This is a genomic window from Micromonospora sp. LHW51205 (assembly GCF_003315815.1).
GTDB lineage: Bacteria > Actinomycetota > Actinomycetes > Mycobacteriales > Micromonosporaceae > Micromonospora > Micromonospora chalcea.
Window position 1 is genome coordinate 31,685 of the sequence record NZ_QMEZ01000006.1, and the last position, 18,372, is coordinate 50,056.

The 18,372-nt window shown below is 74.5% G+C and carries 20 protein-coding genes; 8 read left to right on the forward strand and 12 right to left on the reverse strand.

Translation table 11 applies throughout. From position 1 onward, the window contains the following. Positions 1-17: 17 nt before the first annotated feature. The 4 genes from DQE82_RS22030 to DQE82_RS22045 all read left to right on the forward strand — a co-directional run bounded on the left by DQE82_RS22030 (position 18) and on the right by DQE82_RS22045 (position 2,500). The gene (locus tag DQE82_RS22030) at positions 18-734 is read left to right on the forward strand and encodes a TetR family transcriptional regulator (protein ID WP_113973665.1); all 717 of its coding nucleotides are present in this window, start codon (positions 18-20) and stop codon (positions 732-734) included. After that, on the forward strand, positions 731-1,000 hold the full coding sequence (locus DQE82_RS22035) for a DUF4873 domain-containing protein (RefSeq protein ID WP_043324346.1): 270 nt from the start codon (positions 731-733) through the stop codon (positions 998-1,000). Before DQE82_RS22030 ends, DQE82_RS22035 begins: the two co-directional genes overlap by 4 nt. Positions 1,001-1,016: 16 nt before the next feature. Then, positions 1,017-1,655 (forward strand): YdcF family protein, encoded by a 639-nt coding sequence (locus DQE82_RS22040; protein ID WP_064446085.1) that lies wholly within the window; start codon positions 1,017-1,019, stop codon positions 1,653-1,655. 89 nt (positions 1,656-1,744) lie between these two features. After that, complete coding sequence (locus tag DQE82_RS22045) at positions 1,745-2,500, forward strand: glycosyltransferase family 2 protein (RefSeq protein ID WP_223201081.1); 756 nt, start codon at positions 1,745-1,747, stop codon at positions 2,498-2,500. On the opposite strand, the gene DQE82_RS22050 is transcribed toward DQE82_RS22045, so the two are convergent. The 4 genes from DQE82_RS22050 to DQE82_RS22065 form a co-directional block, all read right to left on the reverse strand. Then, positions 2,460-3,236: an SDR family oxidoreductase gene (locus DQE82_RS22050; protein WP_113973667.1), complete on the reverse strand. Its 777-nt coding sequence runs from the start codon at positions 3,234-3,236 to the stop codon at positions 2,460-2,462. The genes DQE82_RS22045 and DQE82_RS22050 overlap by 41 nt on opposite strands. 4 nt (positions 3,237-3,240) lie before the next feature. Continuing rightward, positions 3,241-3,363 carry a ribosomal protein bL36 gene (locus DQE82_RS22055; RefSeq protein ID WP_043324353.1) on the reverse strand — a complete coding sequence of 41 codons (123 nt, stop codon included), beginning with the start codon at positions 3,361-3,363 and terminating at the stop codon, positions 3,241-3,243. A gap of 152 nt (positions 3,364-3,515) precedes the next feature. Then, entirely contained in the window at positions 3,516-4,880 is a 1,365-nt protein-coding gene (locus DQE82_RS22060) for a PHB depolymerase family esterase (protein ID WP_113973669.1), read from the reverse strand. Between the two features lie 128 nt (positions 4,881-5,008). Further along, positions 5,009-6,094, reverse strand: a complete 1,086-nt coding sequence (locus DQE82_RS22065) for a DUF4037 domain-containing protein (RefSeq protein ID WP_113973671.1) — start codon at positions 6,092-6,094, stop codon at positions 5,009-5,011. Between the two features lie 99 nt (positions 6,095-6,193). Between DQE82_RS22065 and DQE82_RS22070 the strand changes: the two genes are divergently transcribed. Beyond that, on the forward strand, positions 6,194-7,117 hold the full coding sequence (locus tag DQE82_RS22070; RefSeq protein WP_113973673.1) for a 5'-3' exonuclease: 924 nt from the start codon (positions 6,194-6,196) through the stop codon (positions 7,115-7,117). An 8-nt stretch (positions 7,118-7,125) separates the two neighbouring features. Here the strand turns inward: DQE82_RS22070 and DQE82_RS22075 are convergent, their stop codons facing one another. Then, complete coding sequence (locus tag DQE82_RS22075; protein WP_113973675.1) at positions 7,126-8,013, reverse strand: MHYT domain-containing protein; 888 nt, start codon at positions 8,011-8,013, stop codon at positions 7,126-7,128. Between the two features lie 166 nt (positions 8,014-8,179). Continuing rightward, positions 8,180-10,960 (reverse strand): RNA helicase, encoded by a 2,781-nt coding sequence (locus DQE82_RS22080; protein ID WP_064446092.1) that lies wholly within the window; start codon positions 10,958-10,960, stop codon positions 8,180-8,182. A gap of 86 nt (positions 10,961-11,046) precedes the next feature. Here DQE82_RS22080 and DQE82_RS22085 point away from each other — a divergent pair, with 86 nt between their 5' ends. Continuing rightward, complete coding sequence (locus DQE82_RS22085) at positions 11,047-11,811, forward strand: HAD family hydrolase (protein WP_043330167.1); 765 nt, start codon at positions 11,047-11,049, stop codon at positions 11,809-11,811. A 57-nt stretch (positions 11,812-11,868) separates the two neighbouring features. Next, a complete protein-coding gene (locus tag DQE82_RS22090) occupies positions 11,869-12,825 on the forward strand; it encodes a DMT family transporter (protein ID WP_113973677.1) in 957 nt (318 codons plus the stop codon). Here DQE82_RS22090 and DQE82_RS22095 read toward each other — a convergent pair. The 3 genes from DQE82_RS22095 to DQE82_RS22105 all read right to left on the reverse strand — a co-directional run bounded on the left by DQE82_RS22095 (position 12,788) and on the right by DQE82_RS22105 (position 15,282). Then, positions 12,788-13,705 (reverse strand): diacylglycerol kinase, encoded by a 918-nt coding sequence (locus DQE82_RS22095; protein WP_370446807.1) that lies wholly within the window; start codon positions 13,703-13,705, stop codon positions 12,788-12,790. The genes DQE82_RS22090 and DQE82_RS22095 overlap by 38 nt on opposite strands. 116 nt (positions 13,706-13,821) lie before the next feature. Continuing rightward, on the reverse strand, positions 13,822-14,472 hold the full coding sequence (locus DQE82_RS22100; RefSeq protein WP_187694154.1) for a fasciclin domain-containing protein: 651 nt from the start codon (positions 14,470-14,472) through the stop codon (positions 13,822-13,824). A gap of 111 nt (positions 14,473-14,583) precedes the next feature. Beyond that, positions 14,584-15,282 carry a hypothetical protein gene (locus tag DQE82_RS22105; protein WP_064446096.1) on the reverse strand — a complete coding sequence of 233 codons (699 nt, stop codon included), beginning with the start codon at positions 15,280-15,282 and terminating at the stop codon, positions 14,584-14,586. Between the two features lie 184 nt (positions 15,283-15,466). Between DQE82_RS22105 and DQE82_RS22110 the strand changes: the two genes are divergently transcribed. Further along, entirely contained in the window at positions 15,467-16,351 is an 885-nt protein-coding gene (locus DQE82_RS22110) for an ABC transporter substrate-binding protein (protein ID WP_113973681.1), read from the forward strand. A gap of 242 nt (positions 16,352-16,593) precedes the next feature. Here DQE82_RS22110 and tatC read toward each other — a convergent pair whose 3' ends face one another. From tatC to DQE82_RS22125, 3 genes are all read right to left on the reverse strand, one after another. Beyond that, on the reverse strand, positions 16,594-17,547 hold the full coding sequence (gene tatC / locus DQE82_RS22115) for a twin-arginine translocase subunit TatC (RefSeq protein ID WP_113973683.1): 954 nt from the start codon (positions 17,545-17,547) through the stop codon (positions 16,594-16,596). Positions 17,548-17,568: 21 nt separating this feature from the next. Beyond that, complete coding sequence (gene tatA, locus DQE82_RS22120) at positions 17,569-17,901, reverse strand: Sec-independent protein translocase subunit TatA (protein ID WP_113973685.1); 333 nt, start codon at positions 17,899-17,901, stop codon at positions 17,569-17,571. Between the two features lie 216 nt (positions 17,902-18,117). Beyond that, complete coding sequence (locus tag DQE82_RS22125; protein WP_113973687.1) at positions 18,118-18,366, reverse strand: hypothetical protein; 249 nt, start codon at positions 18,364-18,366, stop codon at positions 18,118-18,120. Positions 18,367-18,372: the final 6 nt, after the last annotated feature.

The following is an 18,372-nucleotide window of genomic DNA, read 5'->3' on the forward strand; positions in this document are numbered from 1 at the left end:
CTGTTACGAGTGGTAGCATGCGACGCACCACCACCGATGTCAATGGCCCCGACCCCTCGCCGGAGCCGTCCCCGCCACGGTCCGGAGGGCGGCGTGACCGCTGGGCGGAGCACCGCGAACAGCGCCGCCAGGAACTGATCGCCGCCGCCGTGCAGGCGCTGCTGCGGCACGGCCCGAACGTCGACATGGACCAGGTGGCGGCCACCGCCGGGGTCAGCAAACCGGTGCTCTACCGCTACTTCGCCGACAAGGCGCAGCTCTGGCTCGCGGTCAGCGAGGTGGTCGCGGCGCGCGTGGTGGCCGCCGTCGCGCCCGCCGTGGAGCAGGTCCGCGAGGAGCGGGCGCTGGTCGAGGCGACGATCGACGCGTACCTGAGCGTGGTGGAGTTCGAGCCCTCGCTCTACCGGTTCCTGGTGCACGAGTCCGGCCACCCCGGCATCCAGCAGGTGGTCGCCGGCACCAGCCGGCAGGTGGCCACCGGGCTGGCCCGGGTCATCGGCGACCGGCTGCGCGCGCTCGGTCTCGACGCCGGGCCGGCCGAGCCGTGGGCGTACGGGCTGGTCGGGTTCGTGCAGGCGGTCGGCGACTGGTGGACCACGCACGGGCAGCCGATCCACCGGTCCGCGCTCACCGAGTACCTGACCACGCTGCTGTGGAGCGGCATCGAGGGGGTCCGCCGGGGCGCGGACCTGCCGCCGGAGCTGACCCGCGCGCACGAACGGATCGACACGTGACCTGGCAGGGCACGGCCGAGATCGCCGGCACCCCGGTACGGCTGCACGCCGGCGGCCGGTTCGAGCCGGTCGACGGCCGCTACCACTGGGCCGGGCGCGTCGAGCCGGAGCCACGCCTGGTGCGGCTGCTGCGCTCCGGCCGCCGCGACGTGGAGATCCGCATCGGCGAGCGGGTCACCCGGGCCCGGCTGACCGAGGTGGACCCGTGGGGCGGGGTGCGCATCACCGGCGTCGGCACGCCGCCCTGGCCCCCGGAAGAGGAGTGACACGTACGGTGAGGGGATGACGCCGACCGCCACCGTGCTGCTGGTCTTCGGGCGTGGCGTGGTGGCCGGCGACGACGGCTACCGGCTCACCGCCGAGAGCGTCGCGCGCACCGAGGCCGCGGTGGCGTACGTCCGCGCGCACGCCGACGAGTTCCGCCGCGCGCCCGGCGCCCGGGTCGTGTTCACCGGCGGCTGGCCGCACGGCCCGGCCGGGGCGCCCGGTCCGCCGCCCGGATTCCGGGAGGGCGAGCTGATGCGGGCGCTGGCGCGCGAGGCCGGCCTCGACGCGTACGCCCGGTCGGCGGCCGAGACCCGGTCCCGCACCACGCTGCAGAACCTGGCGCACACCGTGCAGGACGGGCTGCTCGGCTCGGCCGAGTTCACCGCGCGGCGCCCGCTCGGGCTGGTCACGCACCCGTGGCACCTGCCCCGCGTCCGGCTGCTCGCCGCGCGCGTGCTCGGCCTGACCGGCCCGGCGCTGGCCGACGTGCCGGTGACCGCGCCCGACCCGGTGCCGGCCCGGCGCGAGCGGGCCGTCCGGGCGCTCAGCCGGCTCGGCTATCTCGGTGTGCGTACTCCGGAGGCGTCGCTGCGCCGCGAGCGCGCGCTGACCCGCGCGGCCGACCGGATCGGACGCCTCACACCCCGGCGGTGATTCGCGGTCGCGGGCCCGGGGTACGACGCTCCTCGATCGACCCGGCGGGCCATGCCGGCGGGCGAGTCCAACCGGGAGGTTCCGTGATCGTGCTCGTGCCCGTGTACCGGCCGGGTGACCGGCTTCCGCCGCTGGTCACCGACCTGCGGGCCGCGCTGCCCGGGGCGCGGGTGCTGGTCGTGGACGACGGCAGCGGCCCGGCCGCAGCCGGGGTGCTGCGCGCGGCCCGCGACCGGGGCGCCGAGGTGCTGCGCCGCCGGGTCAACCGGGGCAAGGGCGTGGTGCTGCGCACCGGTTTCCGGTACGCCGCCACGCGCCACCCGGGACACGATGTGACCTGTGTGGACGCCGACGGTCAGCACCGCGTGGAGGACGTGTGCCGGGTGGCCGGGCGGATGCGCGCCACCGGCGCGATGACGCTCGGCGTGCGCCGGTTCGACGGCGAGGTGCCGGCGCGCAGCCGGTTCGGCAACGCCGCGACCCGGGTCGCGTTCCGGCTGGCGACCGGGCGGGACGTGCGGGACACCCAGACCGGGCTGCGGGCGTACCCGGCCGGGCTGCTGGACTGGCTGGTCACCGTCCCCGGCGACCGCTTCGAGTACGAGATGGACGTGCTGCTGCGCGCGGTGGGCGCCGGGCTGCCGGTCGAGCAGGTGGACATCGCCACCCGCTACCACGCGGGCAACGCGGGTTCGCACTTCTCCGCGCTCGCCGACTCGGTGCGCATCTACCGCCCGCTGGTCGGCTTCGCCGCGGCCCGGCTGACCGGCGGTGCCCACCCGGAGCGCATCCCGGACACCGCCGTCACGACGTCGCGTCCCACACCTGCGACTCGAACTCCCTGAGCTGTTCGCGCAGCGACGGCGGGCACGTGGTGCGGTACGGGTGCCCGTCGTCGGCGGGCACCGCGCGGACCATCTCGTCGATCATCTCCTGGGGGTCGCGCTGGTGGTCCAGGTAGTCGCCGAAGTCAGGGCGCGGCAGCAGCGCGGTGGACTCGTCCCACCACTGGGACATGGTCTCCACGCCGGTGTCGTTGTAGCCGGTCCGGTACGGGCCGGGGTTGATCACCGCAACGCGGACGCCGCGCGGTTCCAGCTCGCCCTTCATGGCCCAGGCGAGCGCCTCGATCGCGTGTTTGGTGGCGGCGTAGACGCCGATGAACGGCCGGGTTCGTACGCCGACCGCCGAGGACACCCAGACCACCTTGCCGGCGCCCCGGGCCAGCATCGGCGGCACCAGGTCCTGTGCCAGGTGCAGGTGGCCGAAGACGTTCACGTCGAACGAGCGGCGGACCCGCTCCATCGGGATCTCCACCACCGCGCCGGCCTCCTGCAGGCCCGCGTTGAGCACCAGGATGTCGACACGGTGGCGGGCGGCCGCGGCCCGGTCGGCCGGGTCGGTGACGTCCAGCTTGATCGCGTCCAGCGCGACGCCGGCCCGTTCGGCCTCGGCGCGCAGCTCGCGGACCTGCGGCCAGATCTGTGCCGCGGCGATCACGTGGTGGCCGGCGCGGGCCAGCCCGAGCGCCGTGCCCCGGCCGAGCCCGCTGCCGGCCCCGGTGATCAGGATGTCCGCCACCGGCTCAGCCCTGCCGGGCCTTCTGCCGCCGGTCGGACTTGTTCAGCACGAACAGCTTGCCCCGGCGCCGGACCACTATCGAGTCGGCCTTGCGCTTGAGTGCGCGCAGGGAGCTTCGGACCTTCATATCCGCTCCTTCGGTTCCCGCCGGTGTCCGTCCGGGACGGGTACCCGCCGCGGCGGTGCTCATGCCCGGTCCCGCGTGATCGCCACCGCTTCGCCGAGGTGGCGGCATCACCGTGTCCGGGATGCCGCCACCTCGGCGTACTGGCGTGCGGATCAGGCGGCCGTGCAGGGGCTTCCGTTGAGCGTGAACGAGCCGGGTTTACCGGCGTTGCCGGTGTGGGTGGCCTGGAAGCCGATGTCGACCGAGCCGCCCGGTGCGATCACCGGGTTGTAGGAGACGTTGCGGGCGGTCACCGCGCCGCTGGTGGGGCTGTAGGTGGCGTTCCAGCCGCCGGTGATCGTCTGGCCGCCCGGCAGCGTGAACGCGAGGCTCCAGCCGTTTATCGCCGTGGTGGACGTGTTGGTGATCGTCACCGAGGCGGTGAGGCCGTTGTTCCAGGCGTTCACCACGTACCCGACCCGGCAGGCCCCCGACGGCGGCGGCGTCGTGGGCGGCGGCGCCGTGGTGGGCGGGGGCGTCGTCGGCGGGGGCGTGGTGGGTGGCGGCGTGGTGGGGACGGCCGTGGTGGGCGGCGGGCTGGTCGGGGGCACGGTGTCCAGGCCGAAGAAGCGGATCGCCTGGGCCGCGTCCACCGGCAGGTTGTGCGTGACGCCCTGCATGCTGATCGCCTCGATGGTCGCGGTGCCGCCGGTGCCGCCGTAGCGGGTCCGGGTGTAGCCGGACTGCGGGCTGTCCGTGTAGTCGGGCGTCTGGCTCAGCCCGTGCACGTTCGTCCACTGGTCGATCTGCTCGCCGAAGTTCGGGTAGCGCAGCGTCTCGTCGTTGGTGCCGTGCCAGATCTGCATCCGCGGACGCGGGCCGGTGTAGCCGGGGTAGGCGTTGCGCACCAGGTCGCCCCACTGCTGCGGGGTCTTCAGCACCTGGCCGTTGGCGCACTCGCTGTTCCACTCCGAGCCGTTCGTGGTGGCGAAGCAGCCGAACGGCACCCCGGCGAAGGCCGCCCCGGCGCGGAACACGTCCGGGTAGTCGCCGAGCAGCACGTTCGTCATCATCGCGCCGGACGAGGTGCCGGTGGTGAAGATCCGCTGCGAGTCGACCGGGTAGCGCTGCCGCACGTAGTCCACCATGGACTTGATGCCCACCGGGTCGCTGCCGCCGTCGCGGCGCAGCGCCTGCGGTGAGGACACGTCGAAGCACTTGCTGCTGCGGGTCACCGACGGGTAGACGACGATGTAGCCGTACCGGTCGGCGAGCGACGCGAACTGGGTGCCGGAGTACATGGCCGGGCCGCTGCCGGTGCAGTAGTGGTTCACCACGAGCAGGCCGGGACGGGCCGCGACGGTGTCCGGGACGTACAGGTACATGCGCAGGTTGCTCGGGTTGGTGCCGAAGTTCGTCACCTCGGTCAGCGCGGCGGCCGAGGCCGGCCCGGGGACGGCGAGCGCCGCTCCGACGGCGAGCCCGGCGGCGGCGAGCGCCGCGCCGAGCAGCCGGAGTCTGCTCATTCTGGACAGCATGCTGTTCTCCTCGGTGGTGGGAACGCCGCACGGAGCGGCGTCCTCGCCGGCGAGGCGCCTGCGACGGGCGGCCCGGACCCTCGGAGACGAGATAGACAGTCGCGGATCGATGCGACTCGAATCGGAGTCTAGGCCGCGCCCGGCGGACGGACAACAGCCGCGGCTACCCGGCGGGCGCGGTCCGGGTGGGTGAGCACGTCCACGCTGTCGACGTACTGGTCCACCGCGCCGATCGGCGGCCGGTCGCGCAGCCGCGGGTCGGTGATCGCGGCGCGGAGCGCCTCGACGAAGCGGCCCGCGTCGAGCACCAGGAACGGCCGGTCGTGGAAGGGCCGGGCGGCCGGGTCCACCGGTGGCGCCAGCGCGACGTCGTTGGTCCAGCCGGCCACCGTCTCCAGCGCCCGGACCAGGCCCGGCTCGCGGACCGCCCACTCGCCCGGACCGACCGCGGCGGCGAGCCCGTCCACCACCGGCGCCGCGCCCGGCAGCGTCGCGAACACCGTGCCGAGCCATTTCGCGTACGGGGGCCAGCGGCGGCGCAGCAGCAGCCCGAGGCGCATCAGGTCCCGGGCCAGCCCGGCGGCCACCACCCGGCTGCCCAGCTCGTCGCCGACCTCGGCGCACCGGCCCGCCAGGTGCTCGGCCTGCGCGACCCGCTGCCACCCGGACGCCAGCACGTGCCGCCACACGTCGTCCGGATACCAGGCCAGCGCGGCGCGGGCGGCGGTGAGAGCCCCGTCGAGCCCGTCGTGGAACACCGCTCCCCCGGTCAGCTCCGCCAGCCGCTGCGTCGGCGTCGCCAGCCAGTCCGCCACCGACATGCCGGCGCGCGGGTCGGCGCCCAGCCGGTCCCGCAGCCACGCGCCCAGCTCGTCCACGCTCACGCCGTGCCGGTCGCCGTCGGCGTGCACCGTGCCGAGCCGTACCGCAGGGCCGCCGGCGTACCGGGTCGGCCAGCCGAGGAACCGCGCCGGCAGGTCCGCGTCCAGCGCCGCCCGTACCGGCGCCACGTCCTGCCCGCTGCCCACGAAGACCTGGGTACGCGGACCCCAGTCGTGGTCGGTGGAGCGGGGCGTGTCGAGGCCGAGCAGCTCGGAGCCGCCGTCGAGCAGACCGGCGGAGTACCGCAGGCCGGGCAGCCGCCGCGCCAGCAGCGGACCCACCACCTCGTCGTGGAACCGGCGGGCCAGGGTCAGGCCGGGTACGAAGCTCACCCCGCCAGTCTGCGCATCCGGGGACCCGCGCGCGCCCGGGTTTCCGGTCCCGCGGTCGCCTCCCCCATCTCGTCAGAGGGCTGTGGAAGGCTTGTCGCCGTGGCACACCGACAGCCGATCCTCCTGATCGACTCCCCCAGCCTCTACTTCCGCGCCTACTTCGGCATTCCCGAGTCGGCCGCGAAGACCGGCGACGGCCAGCCCGTCAACGCCGTGCGCGGCTTCCTCGACATGCTCGCCCAGCTGGTCCGCACCCGCCGTCCCGACCGGATGATCTGCGCGATGGACCACGACTGGCGGCCGGCGTGGCGGGTCGAGCTGCTGCCGTCGTACAAGGCGCACCGGGTCGCGCCCGAGGGCGGCGAGGTCGTGCCGGACACGCTGTCCCCGCAGGTGCCGATGATCCTGGAGGTCCTCGACGCGCTCGGCATCCCGGTTGTGGGCGCCACCGGCTACGAGGCCGACGACGTGCTCGGCACGCTCTCGGTGACCCAGCCCGGCCCGGTCGAGGTGGTCTCCGGCGACCGCGACCTGTTCCAGCTCGTCGACGACGCGCGCCCGGTGCGGCTGCTCTACGTCGGGCGGGGCGTGGCCAAGCTGGACGACTGCGACGACGCGGCGGTGCGGGCCCGCTACGGCGTGCCCGCCGACCGGTACGCCGACTTCGCGGCGCTGCGCGGCGACCCCAGCGACGGCCTGCCCGGCGTGGCCGGGGTGGGTGAGAAGACCGCCGCCCGGCTGATCGACCGCTACGGCGGGCTCGACGGCATCCTGGCCGCGCTCGACGACCCCGGCTCCGGCTTCGCCCCGGGGCTGCGCGCCAAGCTCGACGCCGCCCGCGACTACCTGGCGGTGGCGCCGAAGGTGGTCCGGGTCGCCACCGACGTGCCGCTGCCCGAGCTGGACCCGACGCTGCCGACGTCGCCCGCCGACCCGGAGCGGCTGCTGGAGCTGGCGCAGCGCTGGAACCTGGCCGGGTCCTGCCGCCGCCTGGTCGACGCGCTGGCGGGCGACCGATCGTGATCAGTTGATCACGAAGGGCGGTCGGTGCTCCGGCGGCTCGGGAACTGGGCGCCGGGCTGCGCCAGCGTCGACCGGGCACGCAGGCCCACCGGGTCCGGCGCGGGCTCGGCGGCGACCGTCCGCGGCGCGTCACCGAGCCGCGAGCTGACGTACGCGGCCCCGGCCCGGTCGTCGTCCGAAGGCGCGGCGAGCAGCGCGTAGACGAGCCCCACCACGCCGAAGACCACCGCCAGCACGATCGGCACCAGCAGTCCGCTCACCTCGGTGCCGGAGGCCGGGCCGCGGCTCTCGTGCAGGTGCACCGACAGCGCGCTCATGCCGGTGAAGTGCATGCCGTTGACAGCGATGCCCATGACCAGCGCCGAGGCGGCGATGGCGAGCCCACGCCGGACGGTCATCGCCAGCCAGAGCGCGACGGTGGCGGCCACGATCGCGATGACCACCGACAGCGTCACCCGCAGCGGGTCGTAGCCGAACGAGCCGTCCAGGCGCATCGCGGCCATGCCGGTGTAGTGCATGGCGGCCACCCCGGCGCCGGTGAAGAACCCGCCGGCCAGCAGACGCGGCGCGGCGAGCCGGCCGGTGCCCACGATCGCCAGCCCGATGCCGACCGACGCCACCGCGATCGCGGTGCTGGCGGCCGTCAGCGGCACGTCGTAGCGGATCCGGGTGCCGGAGACGGCGAACCCGAGCATCGCCATGAAGTGCATGGCCCAGATCGCGGTGCCACCCAGCGCCCACGCGGCGAGCAGGCCCCACCAGGCGCGCTGGCCGGCGCTGGTGGCGGTCCGGATCCGCCCGGCGCAGACCAGTCCGAGCGCCGAGCCGAGCACTGACAACGCGTAGCTGAGCGCGGGTGTGATCCACCCGTACTCGAAGTGATTGATCTCGCCCACGACGCCCTTCCCTCACCATCGACGCAGCGCGACCCACGGCGCCCCGGGGCAATGATGGGATAGGCCCTGACCAGGGCATGCATCGACCCCCCGACAATTCGCGGGGTGTCAGCGCGGTGACGCAGCGATGCGTCGGTTTCCGGAGATCGGTGACCGAAAGTGACCGTTAGGCGGAGGCGTGGTAGGCCAGCACGCCCCGGTTGACCGCCGCGATGGCCTGCCGTGCGGTGCCGCGCAGCTCGGCCGAAGCGCCACCCGAGTCGGCGACCTGCCCGAGCAGGTCGACCACCTGTCGTGCCCACCTGACGAAGTCGCCGGCCGGCATCTCCCCGTCGATCTGGTGCCCGCTGGCGAGCACCTTGGCCAGCGCCTCGCCGCGCGCCCACCGGTAGATCGGCCAGGCGAACCCGAGATCCGGCTCGCGGGTCACCGCCAGGCCGCGCGCCGCCTCGTCGGCCTCGATGTCGCCCCACAGCTTGAGCGTCTCGTCGACCGCGTCGGCGACCCCGCCACGCGGCAACGACGCCCGCTCGTCGACGTCCCGCCGGGCCTCGAAGACCACCACCGACACGGCGGCGGCCAGCTCGGCCGGGGACAGGCCGTCCCACACCCGGCGGCGCAGGCACTCGGCCACCAGCAGGTCCGCCTCGGTCCAGATCCGGGCCAGCATCCGGCCGGCGTCGGTGACCTCACCGTCGGCGGCAAGGTAGCCGCGCGCGGTCAGCAACGCCACGATCCGGTCGAAGGTACGGGCCAGCGAGCCGGTCCGCCCGGACACCCGCTGACGCAGCTCCTCGGTGTCGCGTTCCAGCCGGCGCCGCCGCTCCGCCCAGCGGGCGTGCTCCTCCCGGTCCGGGCAGGCGTGACACGGGTGCGCACGCAGCTCGACGCGGAGCTGGCTGAGGCGGTGGTCCTCCCCCGCCGCCTGACGGGACCGGCCGCCCCGCCGGCCGCCGTGCCGGTCCAGGCCGGTGCCGCTGACCGCCGCCGCCAGGTCCCGCCGGGCCGCAGGCGAACGGTGGTTGAAGTGCTTCGGCACCCGGATGCGGGTCAGCACCTCCGCCGGGGTGGTGAAGTCACCGGGGGTGACCCGCCCGGCCCAGCGGTCCTGGGTGAGCACCAGCGGCCGGGGCTCGCCGAACCCGCCGGTGGCCGGGTCCAGCACCACCGCCAGGCCGGCCCGCCGCCCGGACGGCACCCGGATCACGTCACCGACCCGCAGCCGCTCCAGCGAGGCGACAGCCGCCGCCTTGCGCTGGCTCTGCCCCTGCCGGGCGATGGCGCGTTCCCGGTCGGCGATCGCCACCCGCAGCGCGAAGTACTCGTCGAAGTCGCCGTGGTGGCAGGCGGCCTCCGCGCCGTACGCCTCGATCGTCTCGGTGTTGCGCTGCACCTGCCGGGCCAGACCGACCACCGACCGGTCGGCCTGGAACTGCGCGAACGAGGACTCCAGCAGCTCGCGGGCCGGCGCCGCGCCGACGCTGCCGACCAGGTTGACGGCCATGTTGTACGACGGCCGGAAGCTGGAGCGCAGCGGGTAGGTGCGGGTGGAGGCGAGCCCGGCCACGTGCCGGGGGTCGGTCTCCGGCGACCAGACCACCACGGCGTGGCCCTCGACGTCGATGCCCCGGCGGCCGGCCCGGCCGGTGAGCTGGGTGTACTCGCCCGGGGTGAGGTCGACGTGGGCCTCGCCGTTGAACTTGACCAGGCGTTCCAGCACCACGCAGCGGGCCGGCATGTTGATGCCCAGCGCCAGCGTCTCGGTGGCGAAGACGGCCTTGACCAGCCCGCGGACGAACAGCTCCTCGACGACCTCCTTGAACGCGGGGAGCATGCCGGCGTGGTGGGCGGCCAGCCCGCGCTCCAGCCCGTCGAGCCACTCCCAGTAGCCGAGCACGGACAGGTCCTCGCCGGGGATGGCGGTGACCCGGGACTCGACCACCCGGCGGATCTCGGCGCGTTCCTCCGGAGAGGTCAGCCGCAGCCCGGCGGCCAGGCACTGCTGCACTGCGGCGTCGCAGCCGGCCCGGCTGAAGATGAACAGGATCGCCGGCAGCAGCCCCTCCCGGTCGAGCCGGTCGACGATGTCCGGGCGCATCGGACCGCGCCAACGCGGGCCGCGCCGGCCGCCGCCGGGGCCGGCGCTGCGGCCCTCGCCCAGCTCCAGCCGGCGCATCGTGTCCCGGGTGTAGCGCAGCAGCTCCGGGTGCACGTCGTGCTTGCGGGCCGCGTCGGCGTCGTGGAACAGGTCGAACATCCGCTTGCCGACGAGCATGTGCTGCCACAGCGGCACCGGGCGGTGCTCGGAGACCACCACGGCGGTCTCGCCGCGTACGGTGACCAGCCAGTCGGCGAACTCCTCGGCGTTGGAGACGGTGGCCGACAGCGACACCAGCGTGACCGACTCGGGCAGGTGGATGATCACCTCTTCCCAGACCCCGCCGCGGAACCGGTCGGCCAGGTAGTGGACCTCGTCCATCACCACGTACGCCAGGCCCTCGAGGGTGGCCGAGCCGGCGTAGAGCATGTTGCGCAGCACCTCGGTGGTCATCACCACCACCGGCGCGTCGCCGTTTATCGCGTTGTCGCCGGTGAGCAGGCCGACCTGCTCGGCGCCGTAGCGGTCCACCAGGTCGTGGTACTTCTGGTTGGACAGCGCCTTGATCGGCGTGGTGTAGAAGCACTTGCGCCGGGCCGCAGGCGCGTCGCCGCCGGGCCGGCCGCGCAGCGCCAGGTGCACCGCGAACTCGCCCACCACGGTCTTGCCGGCGCCGGTGGGCGCGCAGACCAGCACGCCGCTGCCCCGCTCCAGCGCCTCGCACGCCTCGCGCTGGAAGTCGTCGAGATCGAACCCGAGATCCAGGGAGAATTCGTCCAGGGCCGGGAAGGCGGAGGCCTGCGCGGCCCGGCGGCGCGCCGCGGCGTACCGCTCGGCGGGGCTCGACATGGATCCAAGATTAATCGGTACGGCCGACGAGTACCGGTCAAGGCCATCCGGCAGGACGGTCGGAGCGGGTCGGTAGGGTGCACGACGTGCCGGACCGTACCGAACTGCCCCATGCCGCCAGCGGCGCCGACGACGTCGTGGGCCCGCGCCCGTCCCGCCGGCCCGTGGAGGCGGTGCTCTTCGACTTCCACGGCACGCTCGCCCAGGTGGAGGAGCCGCTGACCTGGGTGCTCGCCGCGGCGTCCGCCTGCGGCGTCGAGCTGGACCGGATCCGGGCCACGTCGCTGGCCGACCGGCTGCTCACCGCCGGGCGCGCGGGTGGCCCGCTGCCGGCCCGGGTGCCGCCCCGGCTGGCCGAGCTGTGGGCCGACCGCGATCTCTACCCGCAGGCCCACCGGGGCGCGTACACCGGGCTGGCCGAGACGGTGGACACCGGCATCGACGGGTTCGCCGACGCGCTCTACGAGCGGGTGCTGGTGCCCGAGGGCTGGGTGCCGTACCCGGACACCGAGCCGGTGCTCGGGGCGCTGCGGTCCGCCGGGGTGAAGGTGGCGGTGGTCAGCAACATCGGTTTCGACCTGCGGCCGCTGTTCGCCGCCTGGGATCTCGACGGGCTGGTCGACGCGTACGCGCTGTCGTACGAGGTGGGGCGCTGCAAGCCGGACCCGGGCATCTTCCTGCGCGCCTGCGGGATGCTCGGCGTCGACCCGGAGCGCACGCTCATGGTGGGCGATACCCCGGCCGACGCGGGCGCGGTCGCGGCCGGGTGCGGGGTGCTGGTGCTGCCGTGCGCCGACGCCGGCCGCCCGAACGGGCTCGGCGCGGTGCTCGACCTGGCCGGGGTCGGCTGAGCGCACACCCCGCCAGCGGCGCGAACCCGTCCCGGCGCACCGGCTACGGTCAGGGGCATGACCGGTGTCCACCCCTTGCCGCCGCGTGCGCCGGGCCGGCTCGGCGGCGTCGCGCTGGTGCTCGGCGGGGCGCTGTCGGTGCAGTTCGGCTCCGCGCTGGCGGCGCTGCTGTTCCCGCGTACCGGGGTGGCCGGGGCGGTGACGCTGCGGCTGACCATCGGCGCGCTGGTGATGCTCGTGGTGTGCCGCCCCCGGGTGCGCGGGTACGGGCGCCGGGACTGGGTCGCAGTGGTCGCGTTCGGGCTGGCCCTGGCCGGCATGAACTCGATCTTCTACCAGGCGATCGAGCGGATCCCGCTCGGTCCGGCGGTGACGCTGGAGGTGCTCGGCCCGCTGGCGCTGTCGGTGTTCGGCGCGCGCCGGGCGGCGGCCTGGTTCTGGGCCGCGCTGGCGCTGGGCGGGGTGGCGCTGCTCGGGCAGGGCGGGTTCGACCGGCTCGACCCGGTCGGCGCGGCGCTGGCGCTGACGGCGGGCGCGATGTGGGCCGCGTACATCGTCTGCTCGGCGCGGATCGGCGCGCGGTTCCCAGGCGCCGACGGGTTGGCCCTCTCGCTGACCTTCGCCGCTGCGCTCACGCTGCCGTTCGGGCTGGCCGACGGCGGCGGCCGCCTCGCCGACCCGGTGGTGCTGGGGCTCGGTACCGGGCTGGCGCTGCTCGCCTCCGTGCTGCCGTACAGCCTGGAGCTGGCGGCGCTGCGGCGGCTGCCCACCGCGACGTTCGCGGTCATGATGAGCCTCGGCCCGGCGATCGCCGCGGTGGCCGGCTGGCTGGTGCTCGGCCAGGCGCTGCACCCGGTCGAGGTGCTCGCGATCGGGCTGGTGGTCGCCGCGAGCGCCGGCGCGGTCCGCGCCGCCGCCCCGTCCACCGCGCCGCCGCCCGTTCCCGGCCCACCGGACGCCGAGGGCGTGGCGGCGGTCAGCGCAGCAGCCGCAGCGCCGCCGGCACGGCCGTGACGGTCACCGGCAGGTCGAGGGAGCGTTCCCCGTCGGCGTACGAGGTGATCCCCTCGGCGGCCAGCTCCACCGTCCGCGCCCGGTAGACGCGCGCCAGCGGGTGCGTGACATGGGTGCCCCGGTAGATCTGCGGCTTGACCCGCATCAGCGTGCGCCTGTCGAACCGCCCGCCCACCACCACGTCCAGCAGGCCGTCGTGCGGGTCGGCGTCCGGGCAGATCCGCATGCCGCCGCCGTAGCTGGCCGTGTTTCCCACCGCGACCAGCACCGCGTCGACCTCCTGCGCCACCCCGTCGAGAACCAGCCGGTAGCGGCGTGGCCGCAGCCGGGCCAGCTCGACCACTATCGCCAGGTCGTACCGGCGCGGGCCGCGCGGCCAGCGCATCCGGTTGGCGCGTTCGTTGACGATCGCGTCGAAGCCCGCCGCGAGCACCGCGCCGAACCAGCGGTCGGCCTCGCCGGGCCGGGACAGCCGCGCCAGGTCCACCGACCGGGCACGGCCGGCGGCGAGCGCGTCGGCGATCACCTCGACCGCGGCCACCGGGTCGGCCGGGAAGCCGGTGTCCACCGCGAAGTCGTTGCCGGTGCCCGCCGGTACCGGCCCGAACGGCACATCGGTGCCGGCGACCGCCTGCAACGCGCGGTGCATCGTGCCGTCGCCGCCCACCGCGACGAGCGCCCCGGCGCCGCCGGCGACCGCGGCGTGGCACGCCGCCTCCGCCTCCTCGGGGGTACGCGCGCGCAGCAGCTCGACCGGGCGGCCCGCTCCGGCGAGGCGCTCCAGGATCCCGGGCAGCAGACCGCGGTGCCGCCCCCGGCCGGCGGTCGGGTTGGCGAGCACGGCGACGGGGCCGGGCGGGACATGATCGTGCGCGGTCACGGCGAGCACCGTACGGCACGGCTCGCGCCGCCCACCAGAGCCAGGTCACACGGCGGGTGGGCGGCACACGCCGACGGCGCCCGGCAGGGGGTGCCGGGCGCCGTGGCGGGGGTGGTTCAGGGAAGGTCGATCGGGCGCAGCACCCGGTCCACCGCGTGCGCGATCTGCTTGTTGCCCTTGTTGATGTCGTACCGCACCACCTTGGCGTTGCGGTCGCTGGTGTCGGCGTCGACCAGGCGCACCTCGCGGCCGTACCAGCAGCGCTTCACGTCCACCTCGACGGTGGCGCCGAGCGCGGTGGTCAGGTCCGCGCCGTCCGCCTTCAGCGCCGCCTTCCGGTCGATCGTCGCGCCCGGCACGACGTGGTAGAGCAGGACGTCCTCCACCGTGTCCACGCCCAGGCCGGCGACCGCGTCGAACGCGGCCTTCTCCCCGGGCAGCTTCTTCGCGGCGGTGATGTCCCGGACCAGCTCGCGGAACGCGTAGTCGTTCGGCACGAACGCGGTCAGCGCGACGGTACCGTCGGTGAGCACCTTCACCGGCGAGTCCGGCTTGGCCTGCAGCACCGTCAGGACCGCCTTGGTGAGCACGTCGAAGTCCCGCGAGTTGCGGTCGAAGCCGCTCTTGTCCGCGGTGAGCACGGCGGCCAGCGACCGCGTGCCCGGCTGCTTGGCGCCGGCCTGGGCGGGCACGGCGACGGCGGTGGTGGCCACCGCCGCCGCGGTGGCGCCCACGGCCAGCCGGGCGGCGAGACGAGCGATGTTCATCGGGGAGCCTTTCGTCGAAGCGACCAGGTCCGTGACTGTCGTCACGACCAATGCTTCGCCCGCACCGTCCCCGGTGGATGCAGCCGGATCGATGGTGTTTTCGCGGCCGCCTCAGCGCACCACCAGCCGCTTGCTCACCGACGGCACGCCGTCGCCCTTGACCTTCAGCGACCAGTCCCCCGCCGCGCCGAGCGTCACCACCGTCTCGGCGGTGCCGTTGGCCTCCGCCTTCATCTCCGCGACCCGCTTGCCGTCGGGGTTGAGCACGTACAGCGTCCGGGCCCCGGCGGTCTTGTTCGTCACCTTGAACGCCAGCTTCTCGCCCGGCTCGGCGATCAGGGCGTCCACCCCGGTCATCGCGTCGTCGGTCAGCTCGATCGTCACCGACCGGTCGTAGGCCACCTCGGCTGCGGCGCTGGCCAGGTTGCCGTCGTCGGACACGGTGATCTTCGTACGCACGCCGTCGCCCTGCCGGCCGGGCTTGCAGGCCACCTCGTACGTGCCGGTCTGCAGCGAGGCACGCAGGTCGCCGGTACGGCCCGCCGGCACGTCCGCGACCTCGGCGATCACCTTGGTGAAGGCGTCGCCCTCGCGGCCGTAGACGTAGACCCCGGTGGCCTGCTGACCCCGGTTGGTCACGGTGAACGTGACGGTGCCCGGCGTGAACAGCGTGGTGGTGACCTCGCAACTGGTGTCGGTGGCGGTCACCGGCACCTGCTGGCCCTTCGGCGCGGGCTCGTCGTCACCGCAGGCGGTGAGCGCGGTGGCCGCGCAGAGGACGGTCAGGACGGCGGCGGTACGGCTCTTCATCGGGTTCTCCGGAGCGCAGGTCAGACGGACTGACCGGAACGGGGCGCCGACGCACCCCGGCACACCGCCCGGGGGGCTCGGCGGAGTCAGCAGAGTCTAAGCGCGTACGGCGTGGCGGCAAGGCCCGAGGGCGACCCGATGTGCCCGCGCACCGGGCGGTCCGCGGGACCGGCATGATGGCGGCATGCGGCTGGTCTCCCTGCTTCCCTCCGCCACCGAGATCGTGTACGCGCTGGGTCTCGGCGACGACCTGGTCGGCGTCACGTTCGAGTGCGAGGTGCCCGCGTCGTACCGGGCGGGCACCACTGTGGTCGTCGGCGGCCGGGACACCCGGGGCATGAGTCCCGGCGACATCGACGCCTACGTCAGGGCGCAGGTCGCGGCCGGAGCCGACCTGTACACGCTGCACGCCGGGGCGCTGGCCGGGCTGGACCCGGACCTGATCCTCACCCAGGACCTGTGCCGGGTCTGCGCGCTGCCCTCGGGCCGGGTCGCCGACGCGGTGGACCACCTCGGGTGCCGGTCCGAGGTGCTGTCGCTGGACCCGTACACCCTGGACGACGTGCTGGAGTCGATCCGCGCGGTGGGCGCGGCGGCCCGGGTGCCCGACCGTGCCGAGGCCCTTGTCGACGGCCTGCGCGCCCGGCTCGCGGCGGTCCGCGCGGCGGTGGCCGGCCGGCCCCGGCCCCGGGTCGCGGTGGTCGAATGGGTGGACCCGCCGTTCGGCGCCGGGCACTGGATTCCCGACCTGGTCGACGTGGCCGGCGGCGAGCCGGTGGGCACCCATCGCGGCGCCCGGTCCGGCCCGACCACCTGGGACGCCCTGCGGGCCGCCCGACCCGACGTGGTGCTGGTCGCGCCGTGCGGCTTCCGTCTCGACGGCGCGGCCGAGCAGGCCGTCGGCGTGGCCGGGCACTTCCCCGGCGCGCAGGTGTGGGCGCTGGACGCGGACGGGCTGATCGTGCGCGCCGGCCCGCGCCTGGTCGACGGCGCCGAGGCGATAGCCGCCATCCTCCACCCCGACGCGCTCCCCGCCGCCGCTCCCAACGCAGCCCGCCGCATCACCTGACCCCCCGCCCCCGCCCCCGGCCCCGGCCCCGGCCCGGCGATCTTGCACTTCCTGCCCGGGCAAAGTGCGGAAACCGGTCATCCGAGGGGCAGCAAGTCCATGATCAACGTGAGGGCGGGCCGTCGCGCGGGCATCGAGTTCAAGGTCGGCGGAGGGCACTCGGCGCGGCGGCGAGGGGCGGCTGCGGAAACGCGGACGCCGCCCCCGTGAGGTGGGGACGGCGTCCGGGTGAGTGGGGTCGGTCAGGTCATGTCGTCGTAGCGGCGTTCGATCGGCTTCGGGGCGACGACGGGCTCGGGCGCCCCGATCGGCTCGGACGCCTCGATCCGGCCCCCGGCGGGCACCGGCTCGGTCGACAGGTCCAGCGGTGACACCTCGTCGTCGGCGATGCCGGCGTAGACCTCACGCCCGCGACCGCGCCGCTTGTCGTTGATGAACGCCACCCCCACCGCGGCGAAGTAGAGCGCGCAGAGGCAGATCGCCAGCGCGGTCATGCCGAACGGGTCGGGCGTCGGCGTGACCACGGCGGAGAACGCGAAGAACACGAACACCGCCACCCGCCACCAGCTGAGCAGCCGCTTGGCGCTGGCCAGGCCGACGAAGTTGAGCATCAGCACGATCAGCGGGAACTCGAACGCCACACCGAACAGCAGGATCAGGTTCGTGACGAACGAGATGTAGCGGGTCACCTCGAGGTTGGTCGCGATGTCGTCGCCGGAGACGTTGAGCAGGAACTCGAGCCCCTTGGTGGTGACGAAGAACGCCAGCACCGCGCCGGCCGCGAACAGCGGGGCCGCCAGGGCGGTGAAGACGTACGCGTACCGCCGCTCGTGCCGGTGCAGGCCGGGCGCGATGAACGCCCAGAGCTGGTAGAGCCAGACCGGCGCCGCGATGATCAGGCCGACCCAGAGACCGATCTTCAGATTCAGCAGGAAGACGTCGGCGACGCCGAGCTGCACGAACAGGCACTTGCCGGTTTCCGGATCGATCGACTGCGGCAGGTCACAGTAGGGCTTCGACAGCAACACCCGGACCGGCGTGGCCAGCCAGATGCCGAAGCCGAAGCCGACCAGGATCGCCAGTGACGCCCGGAACAGCCGGTTGCGCAGCTCACGGATGTGCTCCATGAGCGTCATCGAGCCGTCGGCGGCCCGCGCGAAGTTGCTCGGGCCGCGCTTCTTCAACCCGAAGGCCACGGTGGTTGGGGCCCTCTCGGATCAGTTCTCGCGGACGCGCTGCACCGGGTCGGCCGGCGGCGCGACCGGCTGCTGCGGCTGCGGCGCGTACGGCTGCTGCGTGTACGGCTGCTGCTGCTGCGCGTACGGCTGCCCCTGCACCGGCTGCTGCGGCGGGAGCGGCTGGTAGCCGGCCTGCGCGTCCGCCTTCTCGGCGAGGTTACGGTCGTCGTCCTGCAGGCTCTTGGTCTCGGCCTTGATGATCCGCAGGGATCGGCCCAGCGAGCGGGCCGCGTCGGGGAGCCGCTTCGCGCCGAACAGCAGGATCAGCACGACCACGAGTACGGCGATGTGCCACGGCTTGAGGGCACCCATGGGAAGCTCCAGTCGCTCTGTGTCGGTGAGGGTGGGTCGCCGCCCATCGTACGTGCGTCGCAGCGGCTTGCCACCCCGGTGGGCCTGCTGGTGCGAGCCCGATCGGTGAAGTTTCGACCAACCCGAAGTGTCCCGTCAACCGTCCAGGTCCGCGCATTTCTGCGCGCAACCGCCCGGTTACGCGCAAACGACGCTCACCGGGCCGGGGGCCGTCGATCAGTCGCCGCGCTTGGCCTTGATCAACGTCATCCGCTCCTGCGCGACGACGATCCGTTCCTGGAGCGACTCGGCCCGCGCCTGCAGCTGTTCGGCGGCGGCACGCAGCGACTCCGCCTCGGCCGCCCGGCGCTGCAACGCCAGCGCGGAACGGCGCAGCCCGGACAGGCGGCTCACCACCGGACGGACCGCCAGCGCCAGGACGACAAGCGCGAACAGCACGACTCCGAGCACGATCCACTTCACCACGGCGGT